This window comes from Nocardia suismassiliense, assembly GCF_900269665.1.
Classification (GTDB): domain Bacteria; phylum Actinomycetota; class Actinomycetes; order Mycobacteriales; family Mycobacteriaceae; genus Nocardia; species Nocardia suismassiliense.
This window is the reverse complement of sequence record NZ_LT985361.1, coordinates 248,034-273,987: the sequence shown is the minus strand read 5'-3', so window position 1 is coordinate 273,987 and position 25,954 is coordinate 248,034. Positions and strand designations below refer to the sequence as shown.

The following is a 25,954-nucleotide window of genomic DNA, read 5'->3' as shown; positions in this document are numbered from 1 at the left end:
ATGAATCCTGCGCGACACCACCAACTTACCTGGTCCGGGCGGTGACCGCCCGGTCTTCAGCGAACCTTTACTGCCAGTAAGTAACCCTGTAGGAAGCGCTCGCCCGGATCCGGCTCCCGGACCATCCGCGTGTGCACCGTGAACCCGGCGTCCCGCAACAATGCGGCAAGCCGCTCCGGTGCCCACCGGTAGGCGCGAGTCACCTTGTGGTCGAACGCTTCTACCGCGTCGGGGGTGTCGGTCGCGAAGAATGCCAGCAACGCGTGCCCTTGCACCGCTAATACCCGATTGAACTCGGCCAACACATCCGGGACGCGTTCCGGCGGAAGATGAATGATCGAGTACCACGCGACGAGCCCGCGCAACGAAGCGTCGGCCAGGGCCAGGTGTTCCATCGTGCCCTCGTGGAAGGACAGCTCCGGATACCGGCGCTTCGCGATGTCGATCATCTCCGGCGACAGATCGATGCCGAAGGCAGGCACACCGAGGGTGTGCAGGTGCGCGGTGAGCCGACCCGGTCCGCAGCCGATGTCGGCGACGGCACCGGAACCGTTGGCCTGCAACAGTTCCGCGAACAGCGCCAACATGGCGCGGTCGTGCGGCTGGCCGGCCAGGTGGTTCTCGACGAATTCCGTATAGATCTCCGCGATGCCGTCGTAGGCGTCACGGGTGCGGTCCATGTCTGCCGGGGTGCTCGGATTTCCTGCCACCCCAACATCATCCATATCGAGCGAGGGTTGTCAGTCGTCGGCCTCGAAGGCTTGCGCGACGGCGAGGCTGTCCTCGTAGACGTGATGCCTGGTGATCGAGCCCGCCTCGACGGTCAGATGCAGCGCGAAGCGGGCACGGTAGGAGCGGCCGGTGCTGCGCGCGGTCTGCCGGATCTCGCCGAGCACTACCGCGTGGTCGCCGTCGACGAGGACGCGTTCGATCTCGGTCGCCGCCTGCTCGGGCACATGGTGCTCGGCGATCGCGCGGAAGTGCACGGCGGACTCGGCGCCGGTCGAGCGGTGCCGGATCCAGGGTGTCGCGGCGCGGCCGTGCTCGGCGTCCGGCCAATCCAGTTTCCAGTCCACCTCGTCGGCGTACAGCTCGGCGATCGCGTCGGCGTCGCCGGAACCGATGCGGCGCAACAGTTCCGCTACCACGGCGTGGGTGGTTGTGCTGGTCGTCGACGTCACGGCCGATCCTTCCGATCTCGCTGCCGCCTCCGGTCGAGGCGGCGCGACACCATTCTGGGTGCGCGGATGGACGCCGTCGATTACCTCTCAGGTAAGTGGACCGCCGCTTCCGGCGCCGCGGGGGTGGTGCACAGCGCCTCCTCCGGTTTCTCGCGACTGCGCGCGGTGCCCAGGATGGAGCCGAGGATCACCAGCGGGAAGCCGATCGCCATGCCGGCGGTGAGCGGTTCGCCGAGCGCCGCGACGCCTAGCACGATGGCCACCGCGGGATTGATGTAGGTGATCACCGTCGCCCGGGCCGGGCCCACCTCGGAGATGAGCGCGAAGAACAACAGGAACGCGGCGGCCGTGCAGATCAGCGCGAGGCCGAGTACCGACAGGGTGGCGTCGGCGGGATAGCTGGCCGGCCTGCGCAAGGCGGCGAACGGTGCGTAGACCACGGCGGCGATGATCAGCGAGGCGGTCACCACGCCCAGCGGTGGCAGGTCGGCCAGCGACCGGTTGATGACGATCGGGCCGACCGCGTAACCGATGGTGGTCAACGCGATCGCGCCGAGGGCGGCGGGGCTGGACAGGTCGATATCGAGGCCGACCAGCGTGGCCACCCCGGCGAACCCGATCAGCAGCCCGGTCAGCCTGCGCCGGTCGAAGCGGTCGTGGCCGAGTTTGGTCACGAGGACCACCGCGATCAACGGCGTCGCGGCGATCAGCAGCCCGACGGTCGAACTGTGCAGCGTGGTCTCCGCGTACCCGATGAAGAACCACGGCCCGACGATCTCGGCGACCGTGTACAGCAACAGCGGCCGCCAGCGCCGGAACACCGGAGCCAAGGCGTTGGTGTACACCGCGATCGGCAACAGCACCAGCGCACCGAGCAATGTCCTGGCGAACGCGACGACCACCGGGTCGAAGTCCTCGACCGCGATCCGGATCATGGCGTAGGGCACGCCCCAGATCAGACCCATCGCGAGGAACAGCGCCCACCCGCGCCGCGTCACGCGACCGCCCCTCGGCACAGAACAGATATAAGGGTCACCGGCATGCTCCACTCGCTTTCGATCGAACGGGAGCTTATACAGAAGATCCGATCATCCGACAGATCCACTTTTCGGGGCTCGGACCAGGCCAGTCGGCCTAGCACCCTGGGGCGTCAGCGCCGTCGGCCGAGGGTTTCAGACGGAATCGACCAGCGGGCGCATCCGGGCGGCGGCACCCTGGTCGTCGCGCCAGGTGCAGGCCAGACCGAAGGCGGCCACCCGTCCGGTGTCCACGATCGCGCGCACCGCACCGGAGACCGCCGACAAGCTCGGTCCGCCCGGTGCGGGGAAGAGCAGGCCGGGCAGGTCGCCGGGATCGACCACATCGCAGTCGAGATGCAGGTAGATCGGGCCGTCCGGCAGGTCGCCCAGGTCGGCCACGGTGCGGTGGCTGATCCGCGCCGTGCGCAGGAACTCCGCCTCCGGCGGATCGAGATCACGACCGTCGACCAGCACCGCGTGTTCTTCGGGTATGTCGCGCAACCCGATTCGATCCGCGATCAAGTGCCGCCCGTACCCGGTCAGCATCCGCAGCGGCATTCCGCCGAGATACCCGGAGGCGGACGTCTCCAGCGTCTGCACATCGCCGTGCGCGTCGAACCAAACGATCGCGGGATCCAGACCCGCCCGCTGCAACCCGGCCACCACACCCAGCGAGGTCGTGCAGTCGCCGGACACCACCACCGGACGTTCGCCCTTCCGGACTGACGCCGCAACCTTTTCCGCAACCGCCTCGTAGATCACCGCCATTCGCGCCCACGGATCGTCCACCTCCGGCAGATCCGCGGTGATCACCTCGTCCGGTGTCACCGGCGCATCCAGTTCCGGACGGTGTTCGTCGAGGTGGTAGGGCACGAGAAAACGCATGCGTCCGAGCCTAATTCGATACCGGGTGGTCGGCACCCGATTATCGGCAGGCTGGGGCCTGCCCGGCTCGGCGCTGGTTTGCATCGGTGGGCAGCACGGGCGCTCGACCAGGTCAGAGCTGGTCGATGCGGGTAGACTCATTTGGTGAAGCAACTAACGATCGGTGTAGTGGCGACCTCCCGCAAGGAGGACGAGCACCGGTTGGCGATCCATCCGGCGCACCTCGACCGGATCGATCCGGGGCTTCGCGACCGCGTCTTCCTCGAGCATGGTTACGGCGATCGCTTCGGCTATACCGATGAACACCTCGCGCCGCTGGTCGCCGGCCATCGCTCGCGGGCGGAGCTGTTCGCCGAGTGCGACGTGCTGTTGCTGCCCAAGCCGCTGGCCGAGGATCTCGAGCAACTGCGGCCGGGGCAGGTGGTGTGGGGGTGGCCGCACTGTGTGCAGGACGAGCGGATGACCCAGCTGGCCGTCGACCGCGGGCTGACCCTGATCGCCTGGGAGGCAATGAATCACTGGACGAAAGAAGGCAACTTCAGCGTCCACGTCTTCCACAAGAACAACGAGCTGGCCGGCTACTGCTCGGTACTGCACGCGCTACAGCTGCGCGGATCCACCGGCGACTACGGACGGCGGCTGCGCGCGGCCGTGATCAGCTTCGGCGCCACCGCCCGCGGCGCCGTCCGGGCGTTGAACGCACTCGGCATCAGTGACGTCACGGTGCTGACCCAGCGCAGCGTCTCGGCCGTCGCCTCGCCGTTCGCGTCGGTGCGGATGCAGCACTTCCAGCGCGACCCCGCGAACCCCGGCCGGATCCTCGCGCTGAAAGCGCCGGAACCCGGGCCGCTGGCCGAGATGCTCGCCCAGTACGACGTGGTCGTCAACTGCATCTTCCAGGACACCGAAGACCCGCTGATGTTCGTGCGGAACGAGGACCTGCCCTTGTTCGCGCGCGGCACCCTGTTCATCGACGTCTCGTGCGACGAAGGGATGGGCTTCGAATGGGCCCGCCCCACCTCGTTCACCGCCCCCATGTTCACCATCGGCGACGACCTGCACTACTACGCCGTCGACCACAGCCCGTCCTTCCTGTGGAACTCCGCCACCTGGGAAAACTCCGAGGCGCTGCTCGAATACCTGCCCATCGTCATGGCGGGCCCGGACGCCTGGGACGGCAGCGAAACCGTGCGCCGCGCCATCGAGATCCGCGACGGCCGCGTCCAGAACCTGCGCATCCTGTCCTTCCAGAACCGCGCCGCCGCTTACCCATACGCCATCGTCTGACCGCTTCGCCGGGACACACAACAAAACCCTGCCCGGCGCGTAGTGCGCCGGGCAGGGTTTTGGATTCCTCCGGTTGTTACTTCGTGCTGGTGGTGGTCGGTGCCGCGGATTCCGTTGTGGTGGTGGGCGGCACGGTGGTGGTCGGCTGCGCGGTCTCGGTCGGGGTGACCGAGGTCGGAGCCGCTGTGGTGGTCGACTGCGGGGCGACCGAGGTGGTGGTCGGCGACGCTGAGGTGGTCGGCGTCGTGGTGGGCGCGCTGCTGGTCGTGGTGGGCGCGGCACTGGTGGTCGGCGTCGCGCTCTTGGTCGGCGTGGCCGACGGCGAGGTCGAGGTGGCCGCGGCCGCCTTGTACACGGCGGCGAGATCCGCTTGTTCCGGCTTGGCGGTGGTGTCGACCTTCTTGCCCGCCTGCGCCTGCTTGGCCAGGTGGGTGATCCAGGCGGCCGCGTATTCGGCGGAGGTGAGCGGCTTTCCGTTGGCCGGGTCGGCGTCACGCCAGTAGTCGAAGTGGTGACCCGTGTGGTTCGGCCCGAGGGTGAGCTTGTACGGATCGTTCATGACCACCGGAATGGTGTTCTGGTTCGTCACGATGAGCCCGACGATCTCGTTCAGGATCTTCTGCGGCAGGTAAGCCAGCGGCGACATGTCGTCGGCCGCGATCGCATCCGCCTTCACCGGAGTCTTCGGCGCCTGGCCCGGCTTGTAGGCCGGATCCGACACCTTCAGCAGCACCTGCAGGAAAGTCTCGTCGCTCTTCAGCCAGTTCGGCTGCGACTGGATGTCGGCGAACGCGGCCAGGGCGATTCGGCTGAGCACGACCGCGACGTCCTGCCCGGTCGCCGGGGTGAGACCGTCCTTCTCGAGCGCGTCGACATTGATCTGCCTGCCGACATTGACCACGAGTTGCAGCAGGGAGATGTTTTCCGGTGCGGCGCAGGTGAGATCGCCGTCGGAACAGAACGACGCGATCCTGCCGTTCAGCGCACCGAAATCACCGCTGGTACCGGGCAGGGCACCCTGGCCCGGCGTCGGGTTCTTCCCGTTCTGATACTTCTGGTCGAAGCCGTCCGGATTGCCGTGCGGATCTTTCGAGCCGGGGAACGGGCCGTCACCCGCCCCGCGTCCGGAGTCGGCGAGGATGACGACACCGACGACATTGGCCGGATCGACGATGCCGTAGGCCCCGTCCTTGTCGGCTTCCTGATGCCCGACCTTCATCGCGACCCGGCGCACGACATCGGCGCCCTCGCTGTAGCCGACGATGGAGAACTTGGTGTCGGGACAGGCCTTCGCGATCTCCCGCATCACCTGCTCGGTATTGGCGGCACCGGCGTTGACGGCGTCCTCGTAGGTCGCCATGTTCGCCGGGTACGCGATGTAGACCGCGGCGTAGGAACCCGGCTCGACGGCACCGTTGGGCGCGTTGACGACCGGGTCGACCCATTCGCTCTTGTGGTCACCGGACAGCGCGGCGGGCAATTCGTTGCCGTTGGCGTCGACCAGCAGTTTCGTCGTCCCCGCGACGGGCGTGTCCCCGCGGCCCGCCACCGAGATGCTCACCATGTCGTGGCACTCGGTGACCGACGACGTGAGCTGCGTGTCCCGCGTCTGTGGCGTCGACGTCAGTGCGAACGTGGTGGCCACGACCGCCGCCAGCCCGAGCACCGCGGGCGCCGCGACGGCGGTCGCGATTCGATGTCGCGCGAAGAACTCGCGAAATTCCATGTCCTGATCCCCATTCCAATTTCCGGCACGTGGACGGGCAGGGCCCCCCGAGGCCATGCGTCACCAGGAACGTCGTGGATGGGGCGGCGATCGTTACGCAGTCGAGCTGCTGAGGCGACGAACAACACAAACGAGTAACACTGGGGGAGCGGCAATTGCCCCTACTAATAGGGGCAACGATGATTCCTGGCTTCGAATGAGTTGAGGTCCGCTACAGAGTGCCCGCAGCGGCGGCTTGCACGATCTGCGCATCGACGAGGTTCGAGGTGGAACTTCCTCGCACGCGTCTGCCCGGCGCGCGGCGGAAATTCGCGCCTGCGTTAGCTACTGGGTACAGCGCATGCTCGATCTGCGGATACTCGACGCGCCATGGTCGGAAAATTCCTATGGCGCAGCAGAACTCGCAGTATTCGAGAAAGGTGTCCGATGGCGGAACAGCAGGCAGTCACCGTGGTCGAGGGGTTTGTCCCGGTGATCGACTTGTCATCCAGAGATAATGCGGCGGGCCGGAAAACGATTGCCGAAGCGATCAATCGAGCATGCGCGAGCTCGGGTTTCTTCACCATCGTCGGTCACGGCGTACCGGCGGAGCTCATCGAGCGGATGTGCGCGACGAATCGAGAATTCTTCACCCTGCCCGATACCGTGAAAGAACTTGTCGCGCACCGGCCCGGTGTATCCGGATTCCGGCGTCTCGGCGGGTCTACCGCGCACAGCCTGGACTTGAAGACCCCACCCGACCTGTGCGAAGTCTTCTCGGCGCACGTCACCGGCGATTTGCCCGATGCGGAGCGTAACCGCCTCGGCGACTACTGGGCGTCCTGGAAATTGGCCAATGTATGGCCGACTCTTCCAGCGGATTTCGAGAGCACCTGGCACGAGTACATCGCGGCCATGACCGAGCTGGCCGGCGACCTCATGCGTCTGTTCGCGCTGGCACTCGACCTCGAGGAGCATTTCTTCGATCGGATATTCGCCAACCATGTTTCCTCGGTTGCCGTCAATTACTACTTCGCGCAACACCATTCGCCACTTCCCGGACAACTGCGCCGCGGCGAACATACCGACTGGGGCAGCCTGACCATCCTCTACCAGGACACCGACATAGGCGGCCTCCAGGTGCGGCACGGTACCGGCGAATGGCAGGACGTGCCGACCATTCCCGGCGGTTTCATCGTCAATATCGGCGATCTCATGGCGTTGTGGACAGCGGGCCGCTGGGTATCGACCATGCACCGAGTGATCAACCCGGAACTCGGTAATACCTCGTCGCGACTGTCGATCCCGTTCTTCTATCTGCCCGATCATGATGCGGCAATTGATCCGATCGGCTCGTTCGCGGGCGGCGACCACGATGCACTCGGGATAACTACCGCCGGACAATGGATCTCGCGGAAAATGCAGAAAACATTCGCGGAAGATCCGGCCGACTACCGATCAGCTGACTGAAGCTCGGCCACCGGTCCGCCGCAAGCGGGCCGGTGGCTTCGCCTGTGCCACAGCGGCTCCCGTCACTTGGCGACGAGTTCGGCTGCCACCGGGCCGGCCGCAAGGTGACGGCGGCGGCTCGGCATCATCAGCGTGGGGTGGGTGACGCTCCACGCCGCCCCCGAGCAGATCAACTCCTTGACGCGGGCGGCGATCCGGCCGGTGAGGACGGTGGACGTGGGCTGATCGTCGGGCGTCACCTTCTGCACGATGGCGTCGCGGCGACCGAGGCTGAGGCACTGGCTGGCATAGCCGATCGGGGACTCGGGAACCTTGCGTCCGGTCAACCGCGCGGCGAGGGCGTCGGCGCACTGCCAGGCCATCGGAGAAGCCGTGGCGCAACCCATTCGCAGTGGCCGGCCGCCCACACCCATCGCGAATGCGGCATCACCGACCGCATAGACATCGGGGTGCGACACCGAGCGCAGGGTGCCGTCGACGACGATCTGCCCGCTCGCCGACACCTCGAGAGTGGTCGCGGCGGCGATCGGGTGCACCGCGAAACCCGCTGTCCAGACGGTCAGCTGGGCGGGGATCCGGTGCGCACTGTCGTGGATCGGCGTGGCACCCTGCGCCGGAGCTGACGCGAGGACCACACCGTTTGCCTCGACGCGCACGACGTCGGCGTGCTCGTGCACCGTGATGCCGAACCGTTCGAAGGTCTGCCGCAGATGGTGCCGGGCCTTGTCGCTGAGCCAGTCGCCGACACCGCCGCGGGCCGCGATCGCGACCCGGAGGTCCGGGCGGGCTTCTGCGATCTCGGTCGCCGCTTCGATACCGGTCAGACCGCCGCCGACCACCAGCACGGTCTCGCCGGCGGCCAACTCGTTCAAGCGGTTCCGCAGCCGCAGCGCGGCCTGCTTACCCGCGACGTGCTGGGCGTGCTCGGCGACACCGGCGGTGCCGTAGTCGGCGACGGTGCTGCCCAAGGCGTATACAAGACTGTCGTAGCCGAGGGTCGTGGCGCCGTGCTCATCGGTGAGCTCGACGGTCTTGCCGTCGACATCGACCGCGTCGACCCGGGCCACCCGCACCTGCACCCCACTGCCCGCGAACATGTCGCGCAGCGGGCGCGACGCCAGCTCCTGACCACTCGCGAGCTGATGCATGCGCACCCGCTCGACGAACTCGGGATCGGCATTGACCAGCGTGATCTCGACGTCGTCGCGGTGCAGCCGCTTGGCGAGCCGACCGGCGGTGATGGCTCCGGCGTACCCGGCGCCGAGGACGACAATGCGATGCTTCATGGCGAGCTCCTCTGTGGTTGCGTACACCTCCTGAACCGGACAGCTCCGCGATCCCTGACAAAAAGCTCTTGTGATGTGGGTCACCACTTCCGGACGATCGGCTGCTGCGGTCCGGCGGCCGCCCACTGCCGGGTGATGCGCGCCAGCTTGTCGGGGTTGACCTGGATGTGGATCGCCGCGACGCCGTCCGAGGTCGGCTCGAGACTCAGGACCCCGTACACCCGCTCGCCGACCTCCACCAGCACGGCGGGCGCACCGTTGACCACCACGGCATAGAAGACCGCGTCGTCGCCGACGAAGGCGCGTTTGGCCGGGGTCGGCTGGAACACGTGACGCAGGTACCGCGCGATATCGAACGCGCCGACGACCGGAATCTTGCGGGCAGGCAGCCGGCCCCCGCCGTCGGCGATACTGACCGCGTCGTCGGTGAGCAGCCGGATCAGTGGCTCGGTATCGCCGCTGAGCGCCGCGGCGAGAAATTCCTCGACGATCCGGCGCGCGGTGTCCGCATCGACCTCGGCGCGTGGCCGTTCGGTGCCGACGTGCTGCTTGGCTCGCCGGAAGAGCTGCTGGCAGTTCGATTCGGTCAGGTCCAGGATTTCCGCGATCTCCCGATGCGAGTATCCGAAAGCCTCGCGCAGCACGTACACCACGCGCTCGTTGGGCGACAGGCGCTCCATCAGAGTGAGCATCGCGAGGGAGACCGACTCGCGCTGCTCGACCGTGTCGGCCGGGCCGAGCATACGATCGCCGGCCAGCACCGGTTCCGGGAGCCACTGCCCCACATAGGTTTCCCGCCGGGCGCGGGCCGAGGTCAGCTGGTTGAGGCAGAGGTTGGTGAGCACCTTGGTCAGCCAGGCCGCCGGGGTCTCGATCCGGGTCCGGTCGGCCGCATGCCAGCGCAGATACGCGTCCTGCACGGCGTCCTCGGCGTCACCGGCCGAGCCGAGCAGCCGATAGGCGATCGCTTCCAGGCGTCCCCGGTAACTCTCGAACAGATCGGCTTCGTGCGTGCTGAGCGACATGACTCTATGGTCGACCATCTGGGCAGGCCACAGCCACCCGCCCCGGGTGTGACCTAGTGGTTACGGGACCCCGACCGGGCCGAGACAGCTGGCCGGTGGGTCGACGAGGAAGCAGGGTGCCGGGCCGCGGGTGGGCCGATAGCCGTCGGGGACACCGCCCTCGGCGACGAGCTGCGTGTAGGTACCGACCGCGTCGGTGGGGCGGCGTACGAGGCCGGGGTCGGTGCGCACATCCACGGTATAGAGGCCGAATCGTGGTGTGTAGCTACCCCATTCGTAATTGTCGGTGATGCTCCAGTAGTTGTAGCCGATGACATTCATGCCGTCGGCCTTGGCGCGCTGGATCCAGTAGACGGTGTCGCGCAGGTGATCGCTGCGGGAATAGCCGTCGGCCCGAGGGCGGCCGTTGTCGGTCGGCATGCCGTTCTCGACGATGTAGAGCGGTTTACCCGGGTAGCGGCGCGAATAGTGTTGCAGCGCGTAATAGATGCCCTCGGTCCGCAGCGGCAGATCCCAGATATTCGTGCCCGGCAGGCTCGGAATGGCCGATCCGGTGGCTCTGCTGATGCCGCCGAGCAGTGACTGCACCGGGTCGTAACCGAAGTAATAGTCGATGCCGACGTAATCGAGCCGATGTCCGACGCGATCGAGGAACGACCCGTTGACCTCACCCTCCGCACCGGCCACATAACCGACGTTGCTGGTCACCTGGGCGCCGGGCTGCACGTGATGAATGTGGTCGTAGATGGCATTATGCGCCTGCGCGATCCGATCCAGCATCTCGCCGGCCTCGGCGGCGCCCCTGCGCACTTCGTGCGAGATGTAGGCGGCCGGCTCGTTCACCGCGACCCACAGCGGATTGCGGGAGGCGTAGCGATCGACCACGGTACGCATGTTGTCCAGCCAATCGCCGACCATGCCCGGGTTGCGCCAGCCGCCGCGATCGACCGCCCAGCCTGGATAAACCCAGTGGTCGAGGGTGATCATCGGTCGCATTCCCGCCCGCGTGATAGCCGCGATGACGGCATCGTAGAAACGGAACGCGTCCTCGTCCCACACCCCCGGCGCGGGTTGCACTCGGGCCCATTCGATCCCGACCCGGAACACCTGCACACCGAGTGCGGCGGCCGCATCGATGTCCGATTCGTAACGGTTGTAGAAGTCGACCGAATCGTGCAACGCGTCGTAATCGGGATGCTTGGGGATGTAGCGCGTCCAATTACTGTCGGGCGCATGACCTTCGGACTGGAATCCGGAGGACGCGACACCCCAGAGGAAATTGCCGAGCGGCGCCGCTACCGGGCGAATCGGCGGTGCCGCAGCAGAGTTCGTGCATAGCAGCATCGTCGACGCGGCAGCGGCGAGTACGGTCAGTGCATACCGACGGAACCGGAATCGCATCACCTCAGGGTAACTGGATGTGCACCGCCGAAGTGCGGATCCCGCGATAGTCGGCGTTTCTGGAGCTCGTCAGCAAATGTGTCAGGGACGCAGCCACTTTCGCCGACCTGCCTCACAGTGTTCGCTCCTGCTCGGCTTCGACCTGGTCGTCGAAGCGCGCCCGGGCCCGCTCGACATCGGGCAACGTGACGGTAGACCAGCGCAGCAGTGCGTCGATCAGATCTTGCAACGACTTGCCCAGCGGTGAGATCCGGTACTGCACGGCGACCGGACGCGTATTCGTCACGATCCGTTCGACCATCCCGTTGCGCTCCAGCCGCCGCAGCGTCGCCGTGAGCGACTTCTGTGTCACCACCGGGATCGCCCGACGAAGTTCGTTGAAGCGCAACGGACTTCCACACAGTGCGTCAAGCACATGCAGCGACCACTTGTCGAGCATCTGATCCAGCAGCTCACGGTGCTGTGCGGTCAATTGCGGGCTGTCCGAAGGTGCGAGGGCGGTTTCCTGCATGACACCTAGTCTCGTTGAAGTGTCCTCGGGGCACCAGGTAGACATCGGATACCTACTCCGAAAGGCACCCCATGGCCGTGCGACTGCTGACCCCCGAGGGCATGTTCACCCCCGTTCCCTACCACCACGTCTCGATCAGCACCGGCACCCGCCACGTACACGTCGCCGGCCAAATCGCCCGCGACGCCGAAGGCAACCCCGTCGCGACCGGCGACCTCGCCGGCCAGGTCGCCCAAGCGATGCGCAACACCGCCCGCGGCCTCGCCGGCGCCGGCGCAACCTTCGCCGACGTCGTCCGCCTCCGCTTCTTCGTCACCAACTGGACTCCGGACAAATACCCCGACTTCGTCGCCGGAATCGATCGCGTCACCGAAGAACTAGCCCTCCCCCAACCCCTACCCCCGGTCTCCGCAATCGGCGTCGACTACCTCTTCGAGCCCGACGTCCTCGTCGAAGTAGAGGCCTACGCCGTCCTCGACTGACCCCGCAGGTTGGCGCGATAGCAGGTGCACGGCGCTTCAGTACTGGATCAACCCGCCCACCGGCACGTCAGCGACATGACCGGTTGCCGGCAGCGTCCGGGCAAGGGTGAGACCGATGTCCACCAGTGACGATCGGCGCAGGCGGTCGACCTCGGCAAGGGGAGTCCATGTCGGCTCGGCGGTTTCACCGTTCGACTCGGGCCGGAGCCGGCCGCCGGTGACGCGGACTCGGTAGAAGATACCGACATTCTGATGCTCGGTTCCGGCCCGTGCGACGGCCGCGGGGATCACCCGCGAATCCACGCCGAGCAAACGTTCGACGCTTCCCCGACACCCGGTCTCTTCGGTGAGTTCCCGAATCACCGCATCGAACGGATCCTCCCCATGCTCGACCTTGCCACCCGGAAGAGTCCAGTTGCTCTCGCCATCCGGCGACACCTGACGGGCAAGCAAAACCCGCCCATCATCGATGCATACGGCATAAGCTGCCAGCCTGAAACTCATTCCCTCAGTTTCCATGGCCGCTGTCCCGGCGACAGCCAGCGGCTCATCGCCGGGCGGATGGTCAGGGCTCTCGCGTGTCAGATGAGGTCGTCGGCGGTTGAAGGGTCCGGCGATGACCGTGCCGGTGTTGACAGCGCAGGGCAAGTGGTGCCAATATCTGCATGCACCTACAGTTATTGCATGCACATACAACTTATGACGGGATGATCATGACCCCTCAGCGCATCGAGAAGATCGCCACCACGCCCGATTGGTATGAGCCGTACAAGATTTCGCAGGCGATCAAGGCGAACGGCGTCATCTACGTGTCCGGGCAGGCCGGGATCGACGAGCGGGGGCGCACCGTCTCCGACGACTTTCTGACGCAAGGACGGCAGGCGTTCGCCAACATCCAACGCGTTCTGGCGCAGGCCGGTGCCGATCTGCATGACGTGGTGAAGGTGGGCATCTTCGTCACCGACATGGCCGCCAACCTCGACAAGGTCCTGCAGCTTCGCGAGGAGTTCCTCAGCGAGCCCTACCCGGCCGACACCCTGCTCGAAGTGTCGTCGCTCGCCCAGCCCGACTGGCAGATCGAAGTAGAAGTCACCGCACTCGCTCGCTGATCCCGATCCACCCTGGTGAAAGGAAAACCCATGTCCGAGAGCCCTTTGCTACGCCCCTACCGCCGCGGCGCACTCGACCTGCCGAACCGGATCGCGATGGCCCCGATGACGAGGGGGCGCGCGGACGACTCCACCGGCGTCCCCCACCCGCTCACCGCGGACTACTACGCCCAGCGCGCGAGCGCAGGACTGATCGTCACCGAAGGCATCTACGCCAATGTCCTCGGCAAAGGCGGCCCCGGAATTCCCGGCCTCGTCGATGACGCGCAGGTGGCAGGCTGGCGCAAGGTGACGGACAAGGTGCACGCGGCAGGCGGCCGCATCTTCGCCCAGCTGTGGCACGTCGGCCGGATGACCCACCCGCTGATCCTGCCGGGCGGCGCGACCCCACTCGCACCCTCGCCCGTGCGCATCACCGACGCGCAGATCTTCACCGATCAGGGGCTGAAGGACCACGTCACACCGCGCGCGATGACCACCGCCGAAGTCGACGCCACAGTCGAGGATTTCGCCACCGAAGCACGCAACGCCATCGCGGCCGGCTTCGACGGCGTCGAGATCCACGGCGCGAACGGCTACCTGATCCAGCAATTCCTGGCAGAAAACACCAACCAGCGCACCGACCGTTACGGCGGCTCCCGCAACAACCGGCTACGACTGGCCGTCGACATCGCGACCGCCGTCGCAGCCGAAGTGGGCGCCGAACGCGTCGGCCTGCGCATCTCCCCCGACAACCCGGAAAACCAGGTCGCGGAACAAGATCCACAGACCACCTACCGCACCTTGGTGGACACCCTCGCCCCTCTCGGCCTCGCCTACCTCCACGTCATCGAACGCGGCGAGTACCCCGCCCTCGCCGACCTGCGCCCCCGCTGGTCCAACACCCTCATCGCGAACTTCAACGGGCCGACCCCCACCACGCGCACCGCAGGCGAAAAAGTCCTGGAAACCGACCTGGCCGACCTCTTCTCCTTCGGCCGCCTCTTCATCGCCAACCCCGACCTCCCCGCCCGCATCGCCACCGAAGCCCCCGTCAACGAGTACGCCCGAGAGTTGGTCTACGGCGGCGGCGCCGAGGGCTACACCGACTATCCCGCACTGCAAGCGGAACGGGTATGAGCCGTTGTAGCGGACGGACACAATGGCACTATGCGCGACCAGGATCCGACTCCGGACGAACAAAGGTTCTTTGCCACGTTGCGAACACAGGTGCCAGACATCGATGACTGGTACCACGCGGACGACGACGGCACGCTGTGGGTGATCGCGTCCCTCGACTTCGTAAACAGCGACGGCCATATCCACGCCACACTGCGAGTCGACTACGACGGAATCGCCCTCTGCGGCGGGTGGAGTCCGGCATGCCTCAATTGGGACGACGGCGTCCGGGCAGCCGACGCGGGCATCGACACCTCGCCGCAGGACGGTTTGCGCCGCGACAACATCGGCCCAGTCGAGGCTGCGCAAGCCGCAGCCGAATGGTTCATCGCGCATCAGCAGCTGTGACGCCCTAGCGCCTCACCAACGGCGCCATCGCGCCAGGAGCGTTGCAGAATTTCGAAACTGGATGCCCACTGCGGCGGTGGTGAGGTGAAGTCGTCGTTGCCGGGGATCGGTGAAGAACTCGCGTCGTTAACCGCGCGCCATATCCACGAACCGACTCAAATGCAGTTGGTGCGCAACGGTAATGGTGGCGGTCGGACCGTTACGGTGCTTGCCGACAATGAGGTCGGCTTCACCACCACGGGGGTCGTCGCGTTCGATGGCGTCGGGGCGGTGCAGCAGGATGACCATATCCGCGTCCTGCTCGAGCGAGCCGGACTCGCGAAGGTCGGAGACCATGGGGCGCTTGTCGGTTCGCTGTTCGGGACCACGGTTCAGCTGGCTGATCGCGATCACCGGAACCTCGAGTTCCTTGGCGAGCAGTTTCAGATTTCGGGAGAAGTCGGAGACTTCCTGCTGCCGGGATTCGACCTTTTTACCGGAGGTCATCAGCTGGAGGTAGTCCACCACAACGAGTTTCAGATCGTGGCGTTGTTTCAGCCGCCGCGCCTTCGCCCGAATTTCCATCATGGTGAGGTTCGGTGAATCATCGACGAACAGCGGCGCTTCACTGATCTCACTCATGCGACGCGCGAGTTTGGTCCAGTCGTCGTCGCTCATCCGCCCGGAGCGCATATCACCGAGCTTGATCTTCGCCTCGGCCGACAACAGCCGCATCACAATTTCTGTGCGACTCATCTCCAGCGAAAAGATAACGCTGGGCAGCCCATGCTTGATCGAGCAACTGCGCATGAAATCCATTCCCAGCGTCGATTTTCCAACTCCAGGTCGGGCCGCGACGATGACCATCTGTCCGGGGTGCAGACCGTTGGTCAGTTCGTCGAGTTCGGTGAAGCCGGTGGGGACGCCGAGGGAGATGCCGCCGCGGCTGGCGATGGAGTCGATCTCGTCCATCGTGGGCTGCAGGAGTTCCTCTAGGGGGAGGAAGTCTTCGGTGGTGCGGCGTTCGGTGACCTCGTAGACCTCGGCTTGGGCGCGGTCGACGACCTCGGCGATGTCTTGGCCGTCGGCGCCGGCGTAGCCGTACTGCACGATGCGGGTGCCGGCCTCGACGAGGCGGCGCAGGATGGCTTTTTCGGCGACGATCTCGGCGTAGAAGCTGGCGTTGGCCGCGGTGGGCACGGTCTGGGTGAGCGTGACGAGGTAGGGGGGTCCGCCGATGCGCTTGAGTTCGCCGCGGCGGTCCAGGCCGGCCGAGACGGTCACCGGGTCTGCGGGTTCGCCGCGACCGTAGAGGTCGAGGATGGTGTCGTAGATGAGCTGGTGGGCGGGGCGGTAGAAGTCGCCGGGCCGCATGACCTCGATGACGTCGGCGATCGCGTCCTTGCTCAGCAGCATGCCGCCGAGCACGGACTGCTCGGCCGCCATGTCGTGCGGTGGCTGGCGCCCGAAGTCCTCGCCGGGGGGTTCGGGCGGGAAGTTCGCGTGCCCGCGGTCATCGACGACTGCCATGAGACTCGACCGTCCTCTCTCTACCCACCGGGGCCCACGCTATTGATGTTCGTTCCACTCTCGGTGCTCCGACACGCTGCCGCAGCGGCAGCGCCTGATGACCAGGGCCACCTGCGGGATCCAGCTACCGTTGCGGTATCCACGATTTCGGGGCGTGCGGGCCGTTTGTGCACGACGTAGGACGAACTTAGGCGACCCGAAGGGTGGTCGCCAAACGCCACTGTGCACACACCTGTGGATAACTTGGGGACTGTTCACCTAACTGTGTGCACCCCCTGTGTACTACTTGGGGAAAACCCAGGTCACTCCGCGAAAACCCGCAGATAGATATCGATTTACCGATCTATCCCCGTGTGGATGAATAAAGTCGCGCGTGTCGGCCAAGTTGAACAGCCGGGCGTGTTGGGTTAACAGCGCGGGTGACGGCTATGAGCTGAATCACATTGCCACCGGTCGGTTTTCCAAGTAATCCACAGGCCTGCTCATGGGAACGCTGTGACCAGCGACGATTTGCCGAGAATGTTCCGTATGGCAGTGCCCAGTATCTAGCAAACAGCCAGTTATTCGGAAGAGTGGCCGACGTCGCACAACCGAAGACCACCCCCGTGCCGAACACGGGAGTGGTCTTCGATGTGGTGCTATATCAGCTGGCAGCGACCGTCAGGTCGAACTTGGCCACCACGTCCGGGTGCAGGTGCACCACGACGCCGTGCTTGCCGGTCGACTTGATGTGCGACTTCGGCAGCTCGATGCTGCGCTTGTCGACCACGGGCCCACCGGCGGCCTTGATGGCCGAGGCGACATCCGCCTGGGTCACCGAGCCGAACAGCTTGCCCGTGCCCGCCGTCTTCACCGACAGCGAGACCGACTCGAGGTTCTCGATGGCCTGCTTCAGTTCGTTGGCGTGATCGAGGTCGCGCACCTTACGGGCGTCCTGCGCCCGGCGGATGCCCGCGACCTGCTTCTCGGCGCCGCGGCTGGCCACGATCGCCAGTCCGCGCGGCAGCAGGAAATTGCGGCCGTAGCCGTCCTTGACCTCGACGGTGTCGCCGGGCGCACCGAGGTTGTCCACGTCAGCAGTCAGAATCAACTTCATTTGCGTGCCTCCCTTACTCAGCGAGCCGTCGACACGTAAGGAAGCAGGGCCACCTCACGCGAGTTCTTGACGGCAACCGCGATGTCACGCTGGTGCTGCACGCAGTTGCCGGTGACGCGGCGGGCGCGGATCTTGCCGCGATCGCTGACGTACTTACGCCGCAGCGCCGTGTCCTTGTAGTCGATGTTGACGATTCCGGACTTGGCTTCTTTGCAGAATGCGCAGGCCTTCTTCTTGAGCACCTTTTCGCGCGCTGGCGCTTTAGGCATGGTCTTTTACTCCGTAATCAGTGATGGTCCACGCGAGGTAGACCTATGAGTTGCCGTTATCAGAACGGCGGTTCGTCATCTACGCGGCCGCCGCCCCCGAAGGAGCCTGCCGCGGGCGCACTGCCCCAAGGATCGTCCTCGGCACCGCCGGAACGTCCACCGCCACCACCGGCCGGGGCGGAGTTACCGCCGCCACCGGAGCCACCGGATCCGAAGCCACCGCCGCCACCGCCGCCGCGACTGGTCTTGTTGACCTTCGCGGTGGCGTACTTCAGCGAGGGGCCGACTTCATCGACCTCGAGCTCGACGACGGTGCGCTTCTCACCCTGAGCGGTTTCGTAGGAGCGCTGCTTCAGTCGCCCGCTCACGATGACTCGGGAACCCCGGGTCAGGCTTTCGGCGACATTTTCCGCAGCCTCGCGCCAGATATTGCAGCGCAGGAACAGCGCTTCGCCGTCTTTCCATTCGTTCGAATTACGGTCGAACATCCGGGGAGTCGACGCGACGGTGAAATTGGCCACCGCCGCTCCCGCGGGCGTGAATCGAAGCTCGGGGTCGGCCGTCAAGTTTCCGATGACGGTGATGACCGTGTCGCCTGCCATGTGGTTCCTCCTGCTCGGTGTGCAGTCCGCGTCTCGCTGTTGCGCTAGAGCCTAGATACAGGCACCGACGCAATCGAGGTTTGCGGGACTACTTGTCGTGGCGCAGAACCTTGGTGCGCAGCACCGACTCGTTCAGGCCGAGCTGGCGATCGAGTTCGCTCACGGTCGCGGGCTCCGCGGTCAGATCGACCACCGCGTAGATGCCCTCGGCCTGCTTGGCGATCTCGTAGGCAAGCCTGCGGCGGCCCCAGATATCGACCTTGTCGACCTTGCCGCCTTCGGTACGAACCACGTTGAGCATCGTCTCGAGAGACGGACCAACGGTGCGCTCGTCCAGACTGGGATCGAGAATAACCATCACTTCGTAATGACGCACGGACCAATCACCTCCTGTGGACTAGGAAACGGCCACGGGCTCTCCGTGGCAGGAGGGTCGTTGCGTCAGCACCCCGACAAGGCTACATGAACCGCCCCTGACCACCGAAATCGATCCCGTCGGCGAGGGAACGCGGACGTTGATATACCTCGCCGCTTAGGGTGGTGCTCATGCCGACCGGACCCGCCATCAGCGACCTGATCGCGCGCCGCGTGACTCGTCGCGTGGCGCTGGCGGCGGTCGTGCTCATACTGTGCGGGCTCACGCTGGCGCTCGGATATGCGAACAAGGCGCGGTGTGCGGGAGCGCCGTTCACGGCCGACGGTCGCAGTACGGTATTCGATGTCAGCAAGGATTCGGATGTCTGCTACTCCGATATCCAGTTCCTTTGGCTGGGTCGCGACATCAACGAGCACGTCTTTCCGTATGTGCACGGTGGCATCACCGACGACGGCACGCTGGTCGGCGGGGCGGTCGAATACCCGGTGCTCAGCGGCGCGCTGATGTGGCTTGGTGCGCTCGGCGCGCACAACGATGCCGAGTTCCTGCGGCACTCCGCGCTTCTGCTCGCGCCGTTCGCGCTGCTGACCGCCTGGATGCTGGCCCGGCTCGCGGGCCGCGCCGCGCTGCTGTGGGCGGCGGGACCGCCGCTGGTGCTCTATGCCTTCCACAACTGGGAACTCCCGGTGGTGTGCACGGCGGTCGCCGCGGTGTACGTGATCGCGACCTGGACCCGATACTCGTTGCGCACCAGGGGCATGGTGGCCGCGGTGCTGCTGGGTCTCGGGTTCTGTTTGAAGCTGTACCCCGGCATTTTCGTATTGCCGCTACTGGCCTACGTGCTCACCGGTGGTGTCGAACGCGACCGCGACGACACCGGCCTGGACGTGCGTGGCGCGCTGCTGACGGCGGGCGCGGCGATCGGCACGGTGATCGCGGTGAACCTGCCGTTCGCGCTGGCCGGGTACGAGGGGTGGCGGGCCTCGATCACCTTCCAGCAGCTGCGGCAGGCCGACATCACCACGAATTCGATCTGGTACTGGGGACTTCGGCCGCTGTTCGGGCCGGACACGCAGAGCGAGGCCCTGTTCCAGCAGGTGGTGTCGATCGCCTCACCGACCCTGGTGCTCGCCGCGTTCGCACTCGCGATGTGGCTCGGCTGGAAGCGATACCTCGCCACCAAGGTGTTCCCGTGGGTCGGCGTGAGCGGTGCGATGCTGTGCGGATTCCTGCTGTTCCACAAGGTGCATTCACCGCAGTACACGTTGTGGCTGGTGCCGTTCCTGGTGCTGCTCGAGGTGCCGTGGGCGGCGATCGTGGCCTACTTCGTCGCTGACGCCGCCCTCGGGATCGGCGTTTTCCGGTACTTCTACGCGCTGGGTTCCGGCCTGCCCTGGGAAAATATGGAAAAGGTCGTGCAGTTCGGGGTGTGGGGCAGGGCGGTGCTGCTGGTCGCGCTGTTCTTTCTGTTTCTGCGGGCGCGGCCGCGCGGTTACCGGCCGGTGCCGCCGCCGGTGCCGCGGTTCGCGCCCGGCGCACTGATCTCGGTCGGCTGACCACCCGGGCCGTTTCGGGTGGACGCCGGTCCGCTTACCCTGGTCGGGCCAGGTCGGAGTGAGGCGGTGGAAACGGATGGATCAGGCGGTCGCGGGCTCGCCGCCCGCGGTGCGGTTGACGCTGCTCAACGGCGTGGAAGCGCACCGTGGCGAGCAGATCCTGCCGCTCGGCCCGCCGCAGCGCCGGACCGTGCTGTGCGTGCTGGCCTTCCGGCGGCGGCAGTGGGTCTCGGCGTCGAGCCTGCTCGCCGCGCTGTACGACGGCGTGCCGCCGGCCAGCGGGGTCGGCGTGATCCAGACCTACGTGTCCGCGCTGCGCCGCATCCTCGAGCCGGACCGTAAGCCACGCACGCCGCCGGTGCTGCTGCTGTCCGGGCACGGCGGATATCAGCTGCGGATCGCGGACGAGCAGACCGATCTCGGCGTGTTCGACCGGTTGGCCGGCGAAGCGGGCCGCGCCCGCGAAGCCGGCGATTGGGCGCGAGCCGAAAACCGCTACGCGCAGGCCCTCGCCCTGTATTCCGGCGAACCGCTCGCCGGACTGCCCGGCCCGTTCGCCGAACGCCAACGCACGGCACTGGCCGAGCGTCGGCTCGCCGTGGTGGAGGACAGCCTCGATGTCGCTGTGGCACTCGGCCGTTCCGATGAGGTGATCGATCGCCTGCGGGTACTCACGGCGGAACACCCACTGCGCGAACGCCCACGCGTGGTGCTGATGCGCGCGCTGTACGCCCGCGGGCGTCAGTCCGAGGCGCTCGACGTCTACCGGGAGACGCGTAACTTGCTGGTGGATCAGCTGGGCGTCGAACCGGGGGAGCAACTTCGCGCCCTGCATACCCAGATCCTGTCCGGCGAGGTCCTGGTGAACCGGGCACCTCAACGACCGCACGCCGAGAGTCAACTAAAGCCGGCCGCCGAACCACGTGCGGATGAGGTGGCTGGTGACTCGAATGCCGTTGTCGTGCAGCGATTTACGCGACAGACTGGGTCTGCTGGTGTGCCCGCTCGGACCGCTGAGACTCCGGAAGATACCGCTGCACAGCGGCTTTCGGACACCGCTTGGGTAAGGGAGTCGGCATCGCTTCCGCCCGGCGCTGAACATCGACTCGCGATGGTGTCCGCGCTGTGGCCTGCACCAGCGTCGTTGCCCACGCCAACACAGGCGGCACCGGCGTCGTCGGCTGCTCCGACTCCGACTCCGACTCCGACTCCCACTCCGGCACCGACGTCGACATCCCCGACGCCGACTTCCGTTGCGGCACCAGCACCACTGGCAACGGCGACACCGCCGGCACCAGTACCGCCATCGACACCATCACCGGCAGCACCAGCACCAGCACCAGCACCGGCATCGCCACCAGCATCGACACCGCAGGCACCATCATCGCCACTGGCACCAGCACCAGTAGCGGACCCGACATCGGCAGCCGCGGTGCCGATAGCGGGACCGTCGGCGGTCGGATCAGCACCGATGCCCACACCGCCAGCAGCCCCTACGTGGACGATTGCACCTGCAACGGCGTCGACATCGCCGGTCGCATCGGCATCGGCACCGGGCGTGACACGGCCGGTAACACCACCATCGGCACCCGTCCTGGCACCAGTGCAGAAACCTGATTCCGCAGCGCCACTGGTGTTCGAACGCGACCAGGAGCTGACGCGGATCGCGGCGTGGACCGAGCGGGCCACTGCGGGTAGCGGTGGGTTGGTGGTGATTTCGGGGCGGCCGGGCTTCGGGAAGACGCAGCTGCTCGACGAGTTGGCGCGCCGGGTGCCTGATGCACGGCGCGTGGATCTGTGGGACGGTGCGCCGCCGCTGGGGGCGATCACGGAGCTGCTGGGGATCGAAGTGTCGGCGCAGGACTCCGATGCTCGGCTGGTGGAAACGTTGCATGCCAAGCTGATTCAGGATTCGTCGGCGGGGTTGCACGTGGTGCTGGTGGACGGTGGCGAGCACCTGGACGAGCGCTCGGCGCGGGTGCTGACGGCGGTGGCGCCGCGGCTACGTCGGATGCGGGTGCTGCTGGTGCTGGCATTGGACGAACGTCCCTGGGAGCCTGCGATTCTCGATCTGCACGCGCGGCTGGAGCCGCTCGCCGTCGCGATCTTGCGGCCGAGTGGGCTCAGCGTGGCGGCGATCGAGGGACTGTACGAACGGCGGACCGGGACAACGTGCCCGCCAGGACTGGCCGCGGATATTCAGCAGGTGACGGCGGATATTCCGCTGCTGGCCGGCGCGTTGATCACCGACCTGGTCGCGCTGCGTGACCACGACCGCATCCCGGAATATCTACCGGAGGGCTGCTATTCGCGCTCGATCAGCCGACTGCTCGGCCGATACTCCCCGCACGGGGTCGCCATGCTGCGCGCCCTCGCCGTGCTGGCGGATGTGGCGCCGACCATCGAGGTGCTCGCTGCCGCCTGTGACGAACCGGCCGGCGTGATCCAGCACCGCTGCGAACTACTCGCCGCCTCAGGCATTTTGACTTCGGTGACGCCCCCGGTGTTCCGTCATCCCTTGATCGGCAACACGATTCGCTGGCTCGGCGGTCGCGAGGACACGGACCGGATCCGGATCGCCGCCGCCGAACAGGCGCGCAGCGCAGGCTACTCGGCCAGACAGGTCGCGGCTTATCTCCGTGATCTGGTCGGCGTGCAGTACGCGCGGTGGACGGTGGTGCTGTTGGACGCGGCAGAAGAATGCTTGCGTCACGGCCTGATCATCGATGCCGTGCGCCATTTGGCGGCGGCGTTGCGGATCACCGCGCCCACCGGCCGCGACGACATTCTCGTCCGGCTAGGCCAGCTGGAGTTGTGGACCAACCCGGCGGCGGCCCGCGCACACCTGGAGGAGGCGCTGCACAGTCAGCGCACGCGTGAGGTCGCGCCGACCGCGCTCATTCCACTGGCCTGGACGATGTCGACGCGCTGGCAGTCCGGCGCGGCGATGGCGCTGCTGGACGAGGTACTCGCCGAGACAGCGGAACGAAACCCGTTGGCGGCCAAAAGTATCCGCGCTGCATCCTGGGCGGTTGCCGGATTGACCTCGGCCTCGTGGCGCGACTACGTCGCCGCACTGCGCGGCGCCGAATCGACCGATCAGATCACCACCGCGATACTCACCTGGGACGACGCCTTCCGCGTGCGGCACACCGCGTTCGAAACCCTCGCCCGCTTCCCCGCCGAACCCGATCCGGCCCGCGGCTGGGAAGTGTTGCCGCAGCAGCTGATCGGCCTGCTGGCGCACCTGTCCATGTGGTCCGGCGACCTCGCGCTGGCCAGGCGACTCAGCGAACAGCGCAAGGACCACCACTTCGGCACCATCGACGTCTACCGCCTCATCCTGCACTCCGAGGTGTTGCTGCGCTGCGGCGACTACCGCCGGGTGCTGCGCGAGGTCGCACCGACCGTCGGCACGCTGGGTGACGAGTCCATCCGGCCACCGCTGGCACTGGTCGCCCAGTACGCGCACGCCCTGCTCGGGCTCGGCCGCCTGACCGAGGCCGAGCAGTGGCTCGACAGCGTGACCGAGCACGCCAACCCCGAAACCTGGGAGTGGACCGTGGTCATCCACGTCAAGGGTCTGCTGTGTGCCGCCCGCGGCGATTCCCGCCAGGCGATCGCGCACTTCCTGGACTGTGGGCGCCGCGTCGGCGCGGTGGGCATCCGCAACCCGGCCCACATCCCGTGGCGCAGTTCCGCGGCCATGGAACTGGTGCGCCTCGGCGAGCGCGCGCAGGCCCGCGAACTGGCCGCCGCGGAACTCGAACTGGCCGAACAGTGGGATACCCCCGGCACCATCGGAAGGGCCTTGCGCGCCATGGCTTCCGCCGCGCCGGGCGGTGTGGACGCGGAGCTGCTGGACCGGGCCGTCGGCCTGCTGCGCCGCTACGACTCGCCGGTCGAGCTGATCCCGGCGCTGCTGGAACTCGCCGCGGTCCGGCACGACAGCGGTGACCCGGAGCGGGCCGTCGAGCTGCGCTGGGAGGCCCGCTCGCATGCCGAAACCATCGGCGCGACAAGGTATCTCGAACTCATCGGCGATCTGCTCGGCGCGACGGCGCGCATCCCGTCAGCCGGCAGCCTGCCCACCGGCTGACGTGGACCGGGATGTCGGGTGGTCCGGCTTTACCGACCGGCGGCCCGCGCGATCAGCTCGGCGATGGCGTCCGGCTGGGTGATCATCGAGGCGTGCCCGGTGGCCAGCGAAACGATGTGATCCTCGGTGGCCACCTGGTAGGCCATCTTGGTCTCCAGGTCCGGGTGGATCATCGCGTCCAACTCGGAGATCTGGTACCAGGTGTTGTGCCGCAGCGTCTGCCACGCGGGCGTCGCGGTGCCCGAACCGGCAAGCGACAGCACCGAAGTCGGCTTCTGGGTGGCGGCGAGCAGCGCGGCCTCGCGCGGGTCGGCGTCGGCGGCGAAGTCGGCGTGGTAGCGGTCGCGGGCGATGATCAGATCCGGGATGTCCTCGGCGCCGATGTTCACCAGGTCCGCGCCGCTGGGCAGGTCCTGACCGAATTCCTGGTTGATCTGGAAGGCGGACTGGCCCGCGGTGGGGGCGTAGGCGGCGACGAACACCAGCCCGGTGACGTCGGCGCGACCCGCGCCCGCCTGGCTGATCACGGCACCGCCGTAGGAGTGGCCGACCAGGATCGTCGGACCGGTCAGCGCGTCCAGATCGCGGGTGACCGCGGCGACGTCGTCGGCGAAGCCGCGCAGCGGCAGCTGGCTGGCGACCACGGTGCCGAAGCCCTGGTCGAGCAGGCGCTCGATCACCTTGTTCCAGCTGGACCCGTCGGCCCAGGCGCCGTGCACGAGCAGCACATTCGGGGTGGTGGTCATGGGTTTCCTCCAGTTCACGTCGGAGCGCCGCAGTACCGGCGATCGATCTCCTACAGCATCTGGAGTCGACTGAACGTGGTCTGAATGTCCACCGAACGCGCTGGTGAAACGGTCTATCGCGCGTGAAAGGGGGTGTTCTACTTACGAGCGCTGTGCCAGTTCATGCCCCAGCGGTAGGCCTCGTCGATCTCTTTCTGCGCCCCGTTGATGTAGTGCACCTCACGGTGCACCGTGATGCCGCTGCCTTGGTTCTGCAGCAGCGCGATGGCGCAGGAGCGGGCACCGTCCACGGGGGAGTCGAGCCGGACCTCGATCTGCGGGCCGGAGGTCGGGAAGAGGGTGACCACACCGTCGGCGGCGGCCCAGTTCGGCACGCCCTCGTAGATGAAGGCGAAGATCAGAATGCGCCGGAATAGTTCGGGCCGTGCGAGATTGATGTGCATATTCTCACCGCCGGCCGCGTTGCCGCTGCGGTCGTCACCGTCGAGCGCGATGAACGGCTCGGTGTCGAGTGCACCGAAATTGTTGCCGACCGCCTGCACGACACCCTTGTTGCCGTTGGCCAGTTCGTAGAGACAGCCGAGGTCGAGATCGACCGGCTTGGACCTGCGGAAGAAACCCTTCGAACCGGTGGACCAGTTCAGGTTGACCCGCATGTTGCCTTGCTGCTCACCCGGTTTGGTGAGGTTGATGCTGGGTGTCGCCTTCGACAGGGTCACCTTGGACAGGTTGACCCCACCGGCGTTGCTGTCGTTCGCCATCGGCGTGATCCCCCTAGAGAAATGGGAGCGGCAGCGGTCCTCCCGAGGGAGTGGCCGCTGCCGCACGAGTATT

26 protein-coding genes and 1 pseudogene are annotated in these 25,954 nt (G+C 66.6%); 10 read left to right on the top strand and 17 right to left on the bottom strand.

Annotated elements, in window-relative coordinates:
- Positions 1-56: 56 nt before the first annotated feature.
- The 4 genes from DBO33_RS01275 to DBO33_RS01260 all read right to left on the bottom strand — a co-directional run bounded on the left by DBO33_RS01275 (position 57) and on the right by DBO33_RS01260 (position 3,085).
- Positions 57-710: a class I SAM-dependent DNA methyltransferase gene (locus DBO33_RS01275; protein WP_234390638.1), complete on the bottom strand. Its 654-nt coding sequence runs from the start codon at positions 708-710 to the stop codon at positions 57-59.
- 30 nt (positions 711-740) lie between these two features.
- Positions 741-1,181 carry a nuclear transport factor 2 family protein gene (locus DBO33_RS01270; RefSeq protein WP_107653408.1) on the bottom strand — a complete coding sequence of 147 codons (441 nt, stop codon included), beginning with the start codon at positions 1,179-1,181 and terminating at the stop codon, positions 741-743.
- Positions 1,182-1,261: 80 nt separating this feature from the next.
- Positions 1,262-2,179 carry a DMT family transporter gene (locus DBO33_RS01265; RefSeq protein ID WP_107653407.1) on the bottom strand — a complete coding sequence of 306 codons (918 nt, stop codon included), beginning with the start codon at positions 2,177-2,179 and terminating at the stop codon, positions 1,262-1,264.
- 174 nt (positions 2,180-2,353) lie between these two features.
- The gene (locus DBO33_RS01260) at positions 2,354-3,085 is read right to left on the bottom strand and encodes an arginase family protein (protein ID WP_107653406.1); all 732 of its coding nucleotides are present in this window, start codon (positions 3,083-3,085) and stop codon (positions 2,354-2,356) included.
- Positions 3,086-3,229: 144 nt separating this feature from the next.
- Between DBO33_RS01260 and DBO33_RS01255 the strand changes: the two genes are divergently transcribed.
- The gene (locus tag DBO33_RS01255) at positions 3,230-4,372 is read left to right on the top strand and encodes a N(5)-(carboxyethyl)ornithine synthase (protein ID WP_107653405.1); all 1,143 of its coding nucleotides are present in this window, start codon (positions 3,230-3,232) and stop codon (positions 4,370-4,372) included.
- 76 nt (positions 4,373-4,448) lie between these two features.
- Here the strand turns inward: DBO33_RS01255 and DBO33_RS01250 are convergent, their stop codons facing one another.
- A complete protein-coding gene (locus DBO33_RS01250) occupies positions 4,449-6,098 on the bottom strand; it encodes a cutinase family protein (RefSeq protein WP_107653404.1) in 1,650 nt (549 codons plus the stop codon).
- 426 nt (positions 6,099-6,524) lie between these two features.
- Between DBO33_RS01250 and DBO33_RS01245 the strand changes: the two genes are divergently transcribed.
- Positions 6,525-7,547 (top strand): isopenicillin N synthase family dioxygenase, encoded by a 1,023-nt coding sequence (locus tag DBO33_RS01245; RefSeq protein WP_107653403.1) that lies wholly within the window; start codon positions 6,525-6,527, stop codon positions 7,545-7,547.
- 62 nt (positions 7,548-7,609) lie between these two features.
- On the opposite strand, the gene DBO33_RS01240 is transcribed toward DBO33_RS01245, so the two are convergent.
- The 4 genes from DBO33_RS01240 to DBO33_RS01225 all read right to left on the bottom strand — a co-directional run bounded on the left by DBO33_RS01240 (position 7,610) and on the right by DBO33_RS01225 (position 11,770).
- Positions 7,610-8,833, bottom strand: coding sequence for an NAD(P)/FAD-dependent oxidoreductase (locus DBO33_RS01240; RefSeq protein ID WP_107653402.1), 1,224 nt, complete (start codon positions 8,831-8,833; stop codon positions 7,610-7,612).
- Between the two features lie 80 nt (positions 8,834-8,913).
- Positions 8,914-9,858 (bottom strand): RNA polymerase sigma-70 factor, encoded by a 945-nt coding sequence (locus tag DBO33_RS01235; RefSeq protein WP_107653401.1) that lies wholly within the window; start codon positions 9,856-9,858, stop codon positions 8,914-8,916.
- A 60-nt stretch (positions 9,859-9,918) separates the two neighbouring features.
- Complete coding sequence (locus DBO33_RS01230) at positions 9,919-11,259, bottom strand: family 1 glycosylhydrolase (protein ID WP_107653400.1); 1,341 nt, start codon at positions 11,257-11,259, stop codon at positions 9,919-9,921.
- Between the two features lie 112 nt (positions 11,260-11,371).
- Positions 11,372-11,770, bottom strand: coding sequence for a winged helix-turn-helix transcriptional regulator (locus DBO33_RS01225; RefSeq protein ID WP_107653399.1), 399 nt, complete (start codon positions 11,768-11,770; stop codon positions 11,372-11,374).
- A 71-nt stretch (positions 11,771-11,841) separates the two neighbouring features.
- Between DBO33_RS01225 and DBO33_RS01220 the strand changes: the two genes are divergently transcribed.
- Positions 11,842-12,252, top strand: a complete 411-nt coding sequence (locus DBO33_RS01220; RefSeq protein WP_107653398.1) for a RidA family protein — start codon at positions 11,842-11,844, stop codon at positions 12,250-12,252.
- A gap of 36 nt (positions 12,253-12,288) precedes the next feature.
- Here DBO33_RS01220 and DBO33_RS01215 read toward each other — a convergent pair whose 3' ends face one another.
- Positions 12,289-12,771: an NUDIX hydrolase gene (locus tag DBO33_RS01215; protein ID WP_234390637.1), complete on the bottom strand. Its 483-nt coding sequence runs from the start codon at positions 12,769-12,771 to the stop codon at positions 12,289-12,291.
- A gap of 194 nt (positions 12,772-12,965) precedes the next feature.
- Here DBO33_RS01215 and DBO33_RS01210 point away from each other — a divergent pair, with 194 nt between their 5' ends.
- Genes DBO33_RS01210 through DBO33_RS01200 form a run of 3 tightly spaced genes read left to right on the top strand, consistent with a single transcriptional unit; the run spans position 12,966 to position 14,867 of the window.
- Positions 12,966-13,361 carry a RidA family protein gene (locus DBO33_RS01210; protein ID WP_234390636.1) on the top strand — a complete coding sequence of 132 codons (396 nt, stop codon included), beginning with the start codon at positions 12,966-12,968 and terminating at the stop codon, positions 13,359-13,361.
- A 30-nt stretch (positions 13,362-13,391) separates the two neighbouring features.
- Entirely contained in the window at positions 13,392-14,480 is a 1,089-nt protein-coding gene (locus DBO33_RS01205) for an alkene reductase (RefSeq protein ID WP_107653395.1), read from the top strand.
- Positions 14,481-14,510: 30 nt separating this feature from the next.
- Positions 14,511-14,867, top strand: coding sequence for a hypothetical protein (locus tag DBO33_RS01200; RefSeq protein ID WP_107653394.1), 357 nt, complete (start codon positions 14,511-14,513; stop codon positions 14,865-14,867).
- A gap of 126 nt (positions 14,868-14,993) precedes the next feature.
- Here the strand turns inward: DBO33_RS01200 and dnaB are convergent, their stop codons facing one another.
- The 5 genes from dnaB to rpsF all read right to left on the bottom strand — a co-directional run bounded on the left by dnaB (position 14,994) and on the right by rpsF (position 18,719).
- Positions 14,994-16,376 (bottom strand): replicative DNA helicase, encoded by a 1,383-nt coding sequence (gene dnaB / locus DBO33_RS01195; protein ID WP_107653393.1) that lies wholly within the window; start codon positions 16,374-16,376, stop codon positions 14,994-14,996.
- Positions 16,377-17,019: 643 nt separating this feature from the next.
- On the bottom strand, positions 17,020-17,472 hold the full coding sequence (gene rplI / locus DBO33_RS01190; RefSeq protein ID WP_107653392.1) for a 50S ribosomal protein L9: 453 nt from the start codon (positions 17,470-17,472) through the stop codon (positions 17,020-17,022).
- Between the two features lie 17 nt (positions 17,473-17,489).
- Positions 17,490-17,741 (bottom strand): 30S ribosomal protein S18, encoded by a 252-nt coding sequence (rpsR, locus tag DBO33_RS01185; protein ID WP_107653391.1) that lies wholly within the window; start codon positions 17,739-17,741, stop codon positions 17,490-17,492.
- A gap of 59 nt (positions 17,742-17,800) precedes the next feature.
- The gene (locus DBO33_RS01180; RefSeq protein ID WP_107653390.1) at positions 17,801-18,343 is read right to left on the bottom strand and encodes a single-stranded DNA-binding protein; all 543 of its coding nucleotides are present in this window, start codon (positions 18,341-18,343) and stop codon (positions 17,801-17,803) included.
- An 88-nt stretch (positions 18,344-18,431) separates the two neighbouring features.
- Positions 18,432-18,719 carry a 30S ribosomal protein S6 gene (rpsF, locus tag DBO33_RS01175; RefSeq protein ID WP_014989072.1) on the bottom strand — a complete coding sequence of 96 codons (288 nt, stop codon included), beginning with the start codon at positions 18,717-18,719 and terminating at the stop codon, positions 18,432-18,434.
- 170 nt (positions 18,720-18,889) lie between these two features.
- On the opposite strand from rpsF, the gene DBO33_RS01170 reads away from it, so the two are divergent.
- The 4 genes and pseudogenes from DBO33_RS01170 (at position 18,890) to DBO33_RS43780 (ending at position 24,374) form a co-directional block, all read left to right on the top strand.
- Positions 18,890-20,275, top strand: a complete 1,386-nt coding sequence (locus tag DBO33_RS01170; RefSeq protein WP_107659852.1) for a glycosyltransferase family 87 protein — start codon at positions 18,890-18,892, stop codon at positions 20,273-20,275.
- Between the two features lie 76 nt (positions 20,276-20,351).
- A pseudogene (locus tag DBO33_RS44645) lies at positions 20,352-21,062 on the top strand (AfsR/SARP family transcriptional regulator); the annotation flags it as partial.
- 338 nt (positions 21,063-21,400) lie between these two features.
- Positions 21,401-21,892: a hypothetical protein gene (locus tag DBO33_RS43785; protein WP_234390634.1), complete on the top strand. Its 492-nt coding sequence runs from the start codon at positions 21,401-21,403 to the stop codon at positions 21,890-21,892.
- Positions 21,879-24,374 carry an AAA family ATPase gene (locus DBO33_RS43780; RefSeq protein ID WP_234390633.1) on the top strand — a complete coding sequence of 832 codons (2,496 nt, stop codon included), beginning with the start codon at positions 21,879-21,881 and terminating at the stop codon, positions 24,372-24,374. The genes DBO33_RS43785 and DBO33_RS43780 overlap by 14 nt, the downstream gene beginning before the upstream one ends.
- A gap of 29 nt (positions 24,375-24,403) precedes the next feature.
- Here the strand turns inward: DBO33_RS43780 and DBO33_RS01160 are convergent, their stop codons facing one another.
- Positions 24,404-25,120 carry an alpha/beta fold hydrolase gene (locus DBO33_RS01160; protein ID WP_107653388.1) on the bottom strand — a complete coding sequence of 239 codons (717 nt, stop codon included), beginning with the start codon at positions 25,118-25,120 and terminating at the stop codon, positions 24,404-24,406.
- Positions 25,121-25,257: 137 nt separating this feature from the next.
- Positions 25,258-25,881 carry a TerD family protein gene (locus DBO33_RS01155; RefSeq protein ID WP_107653387.1) on the bottom strand — a complete coding sequence of 208 codons (624 nt, stop codon included), beginning with the start codon at positions 25,879-25,881 and terminating at the stop codon, positions 25,258-25,260.
- Between the last annotated feature and the right edge of the window lie 73 nt (positions 25,882-25,954).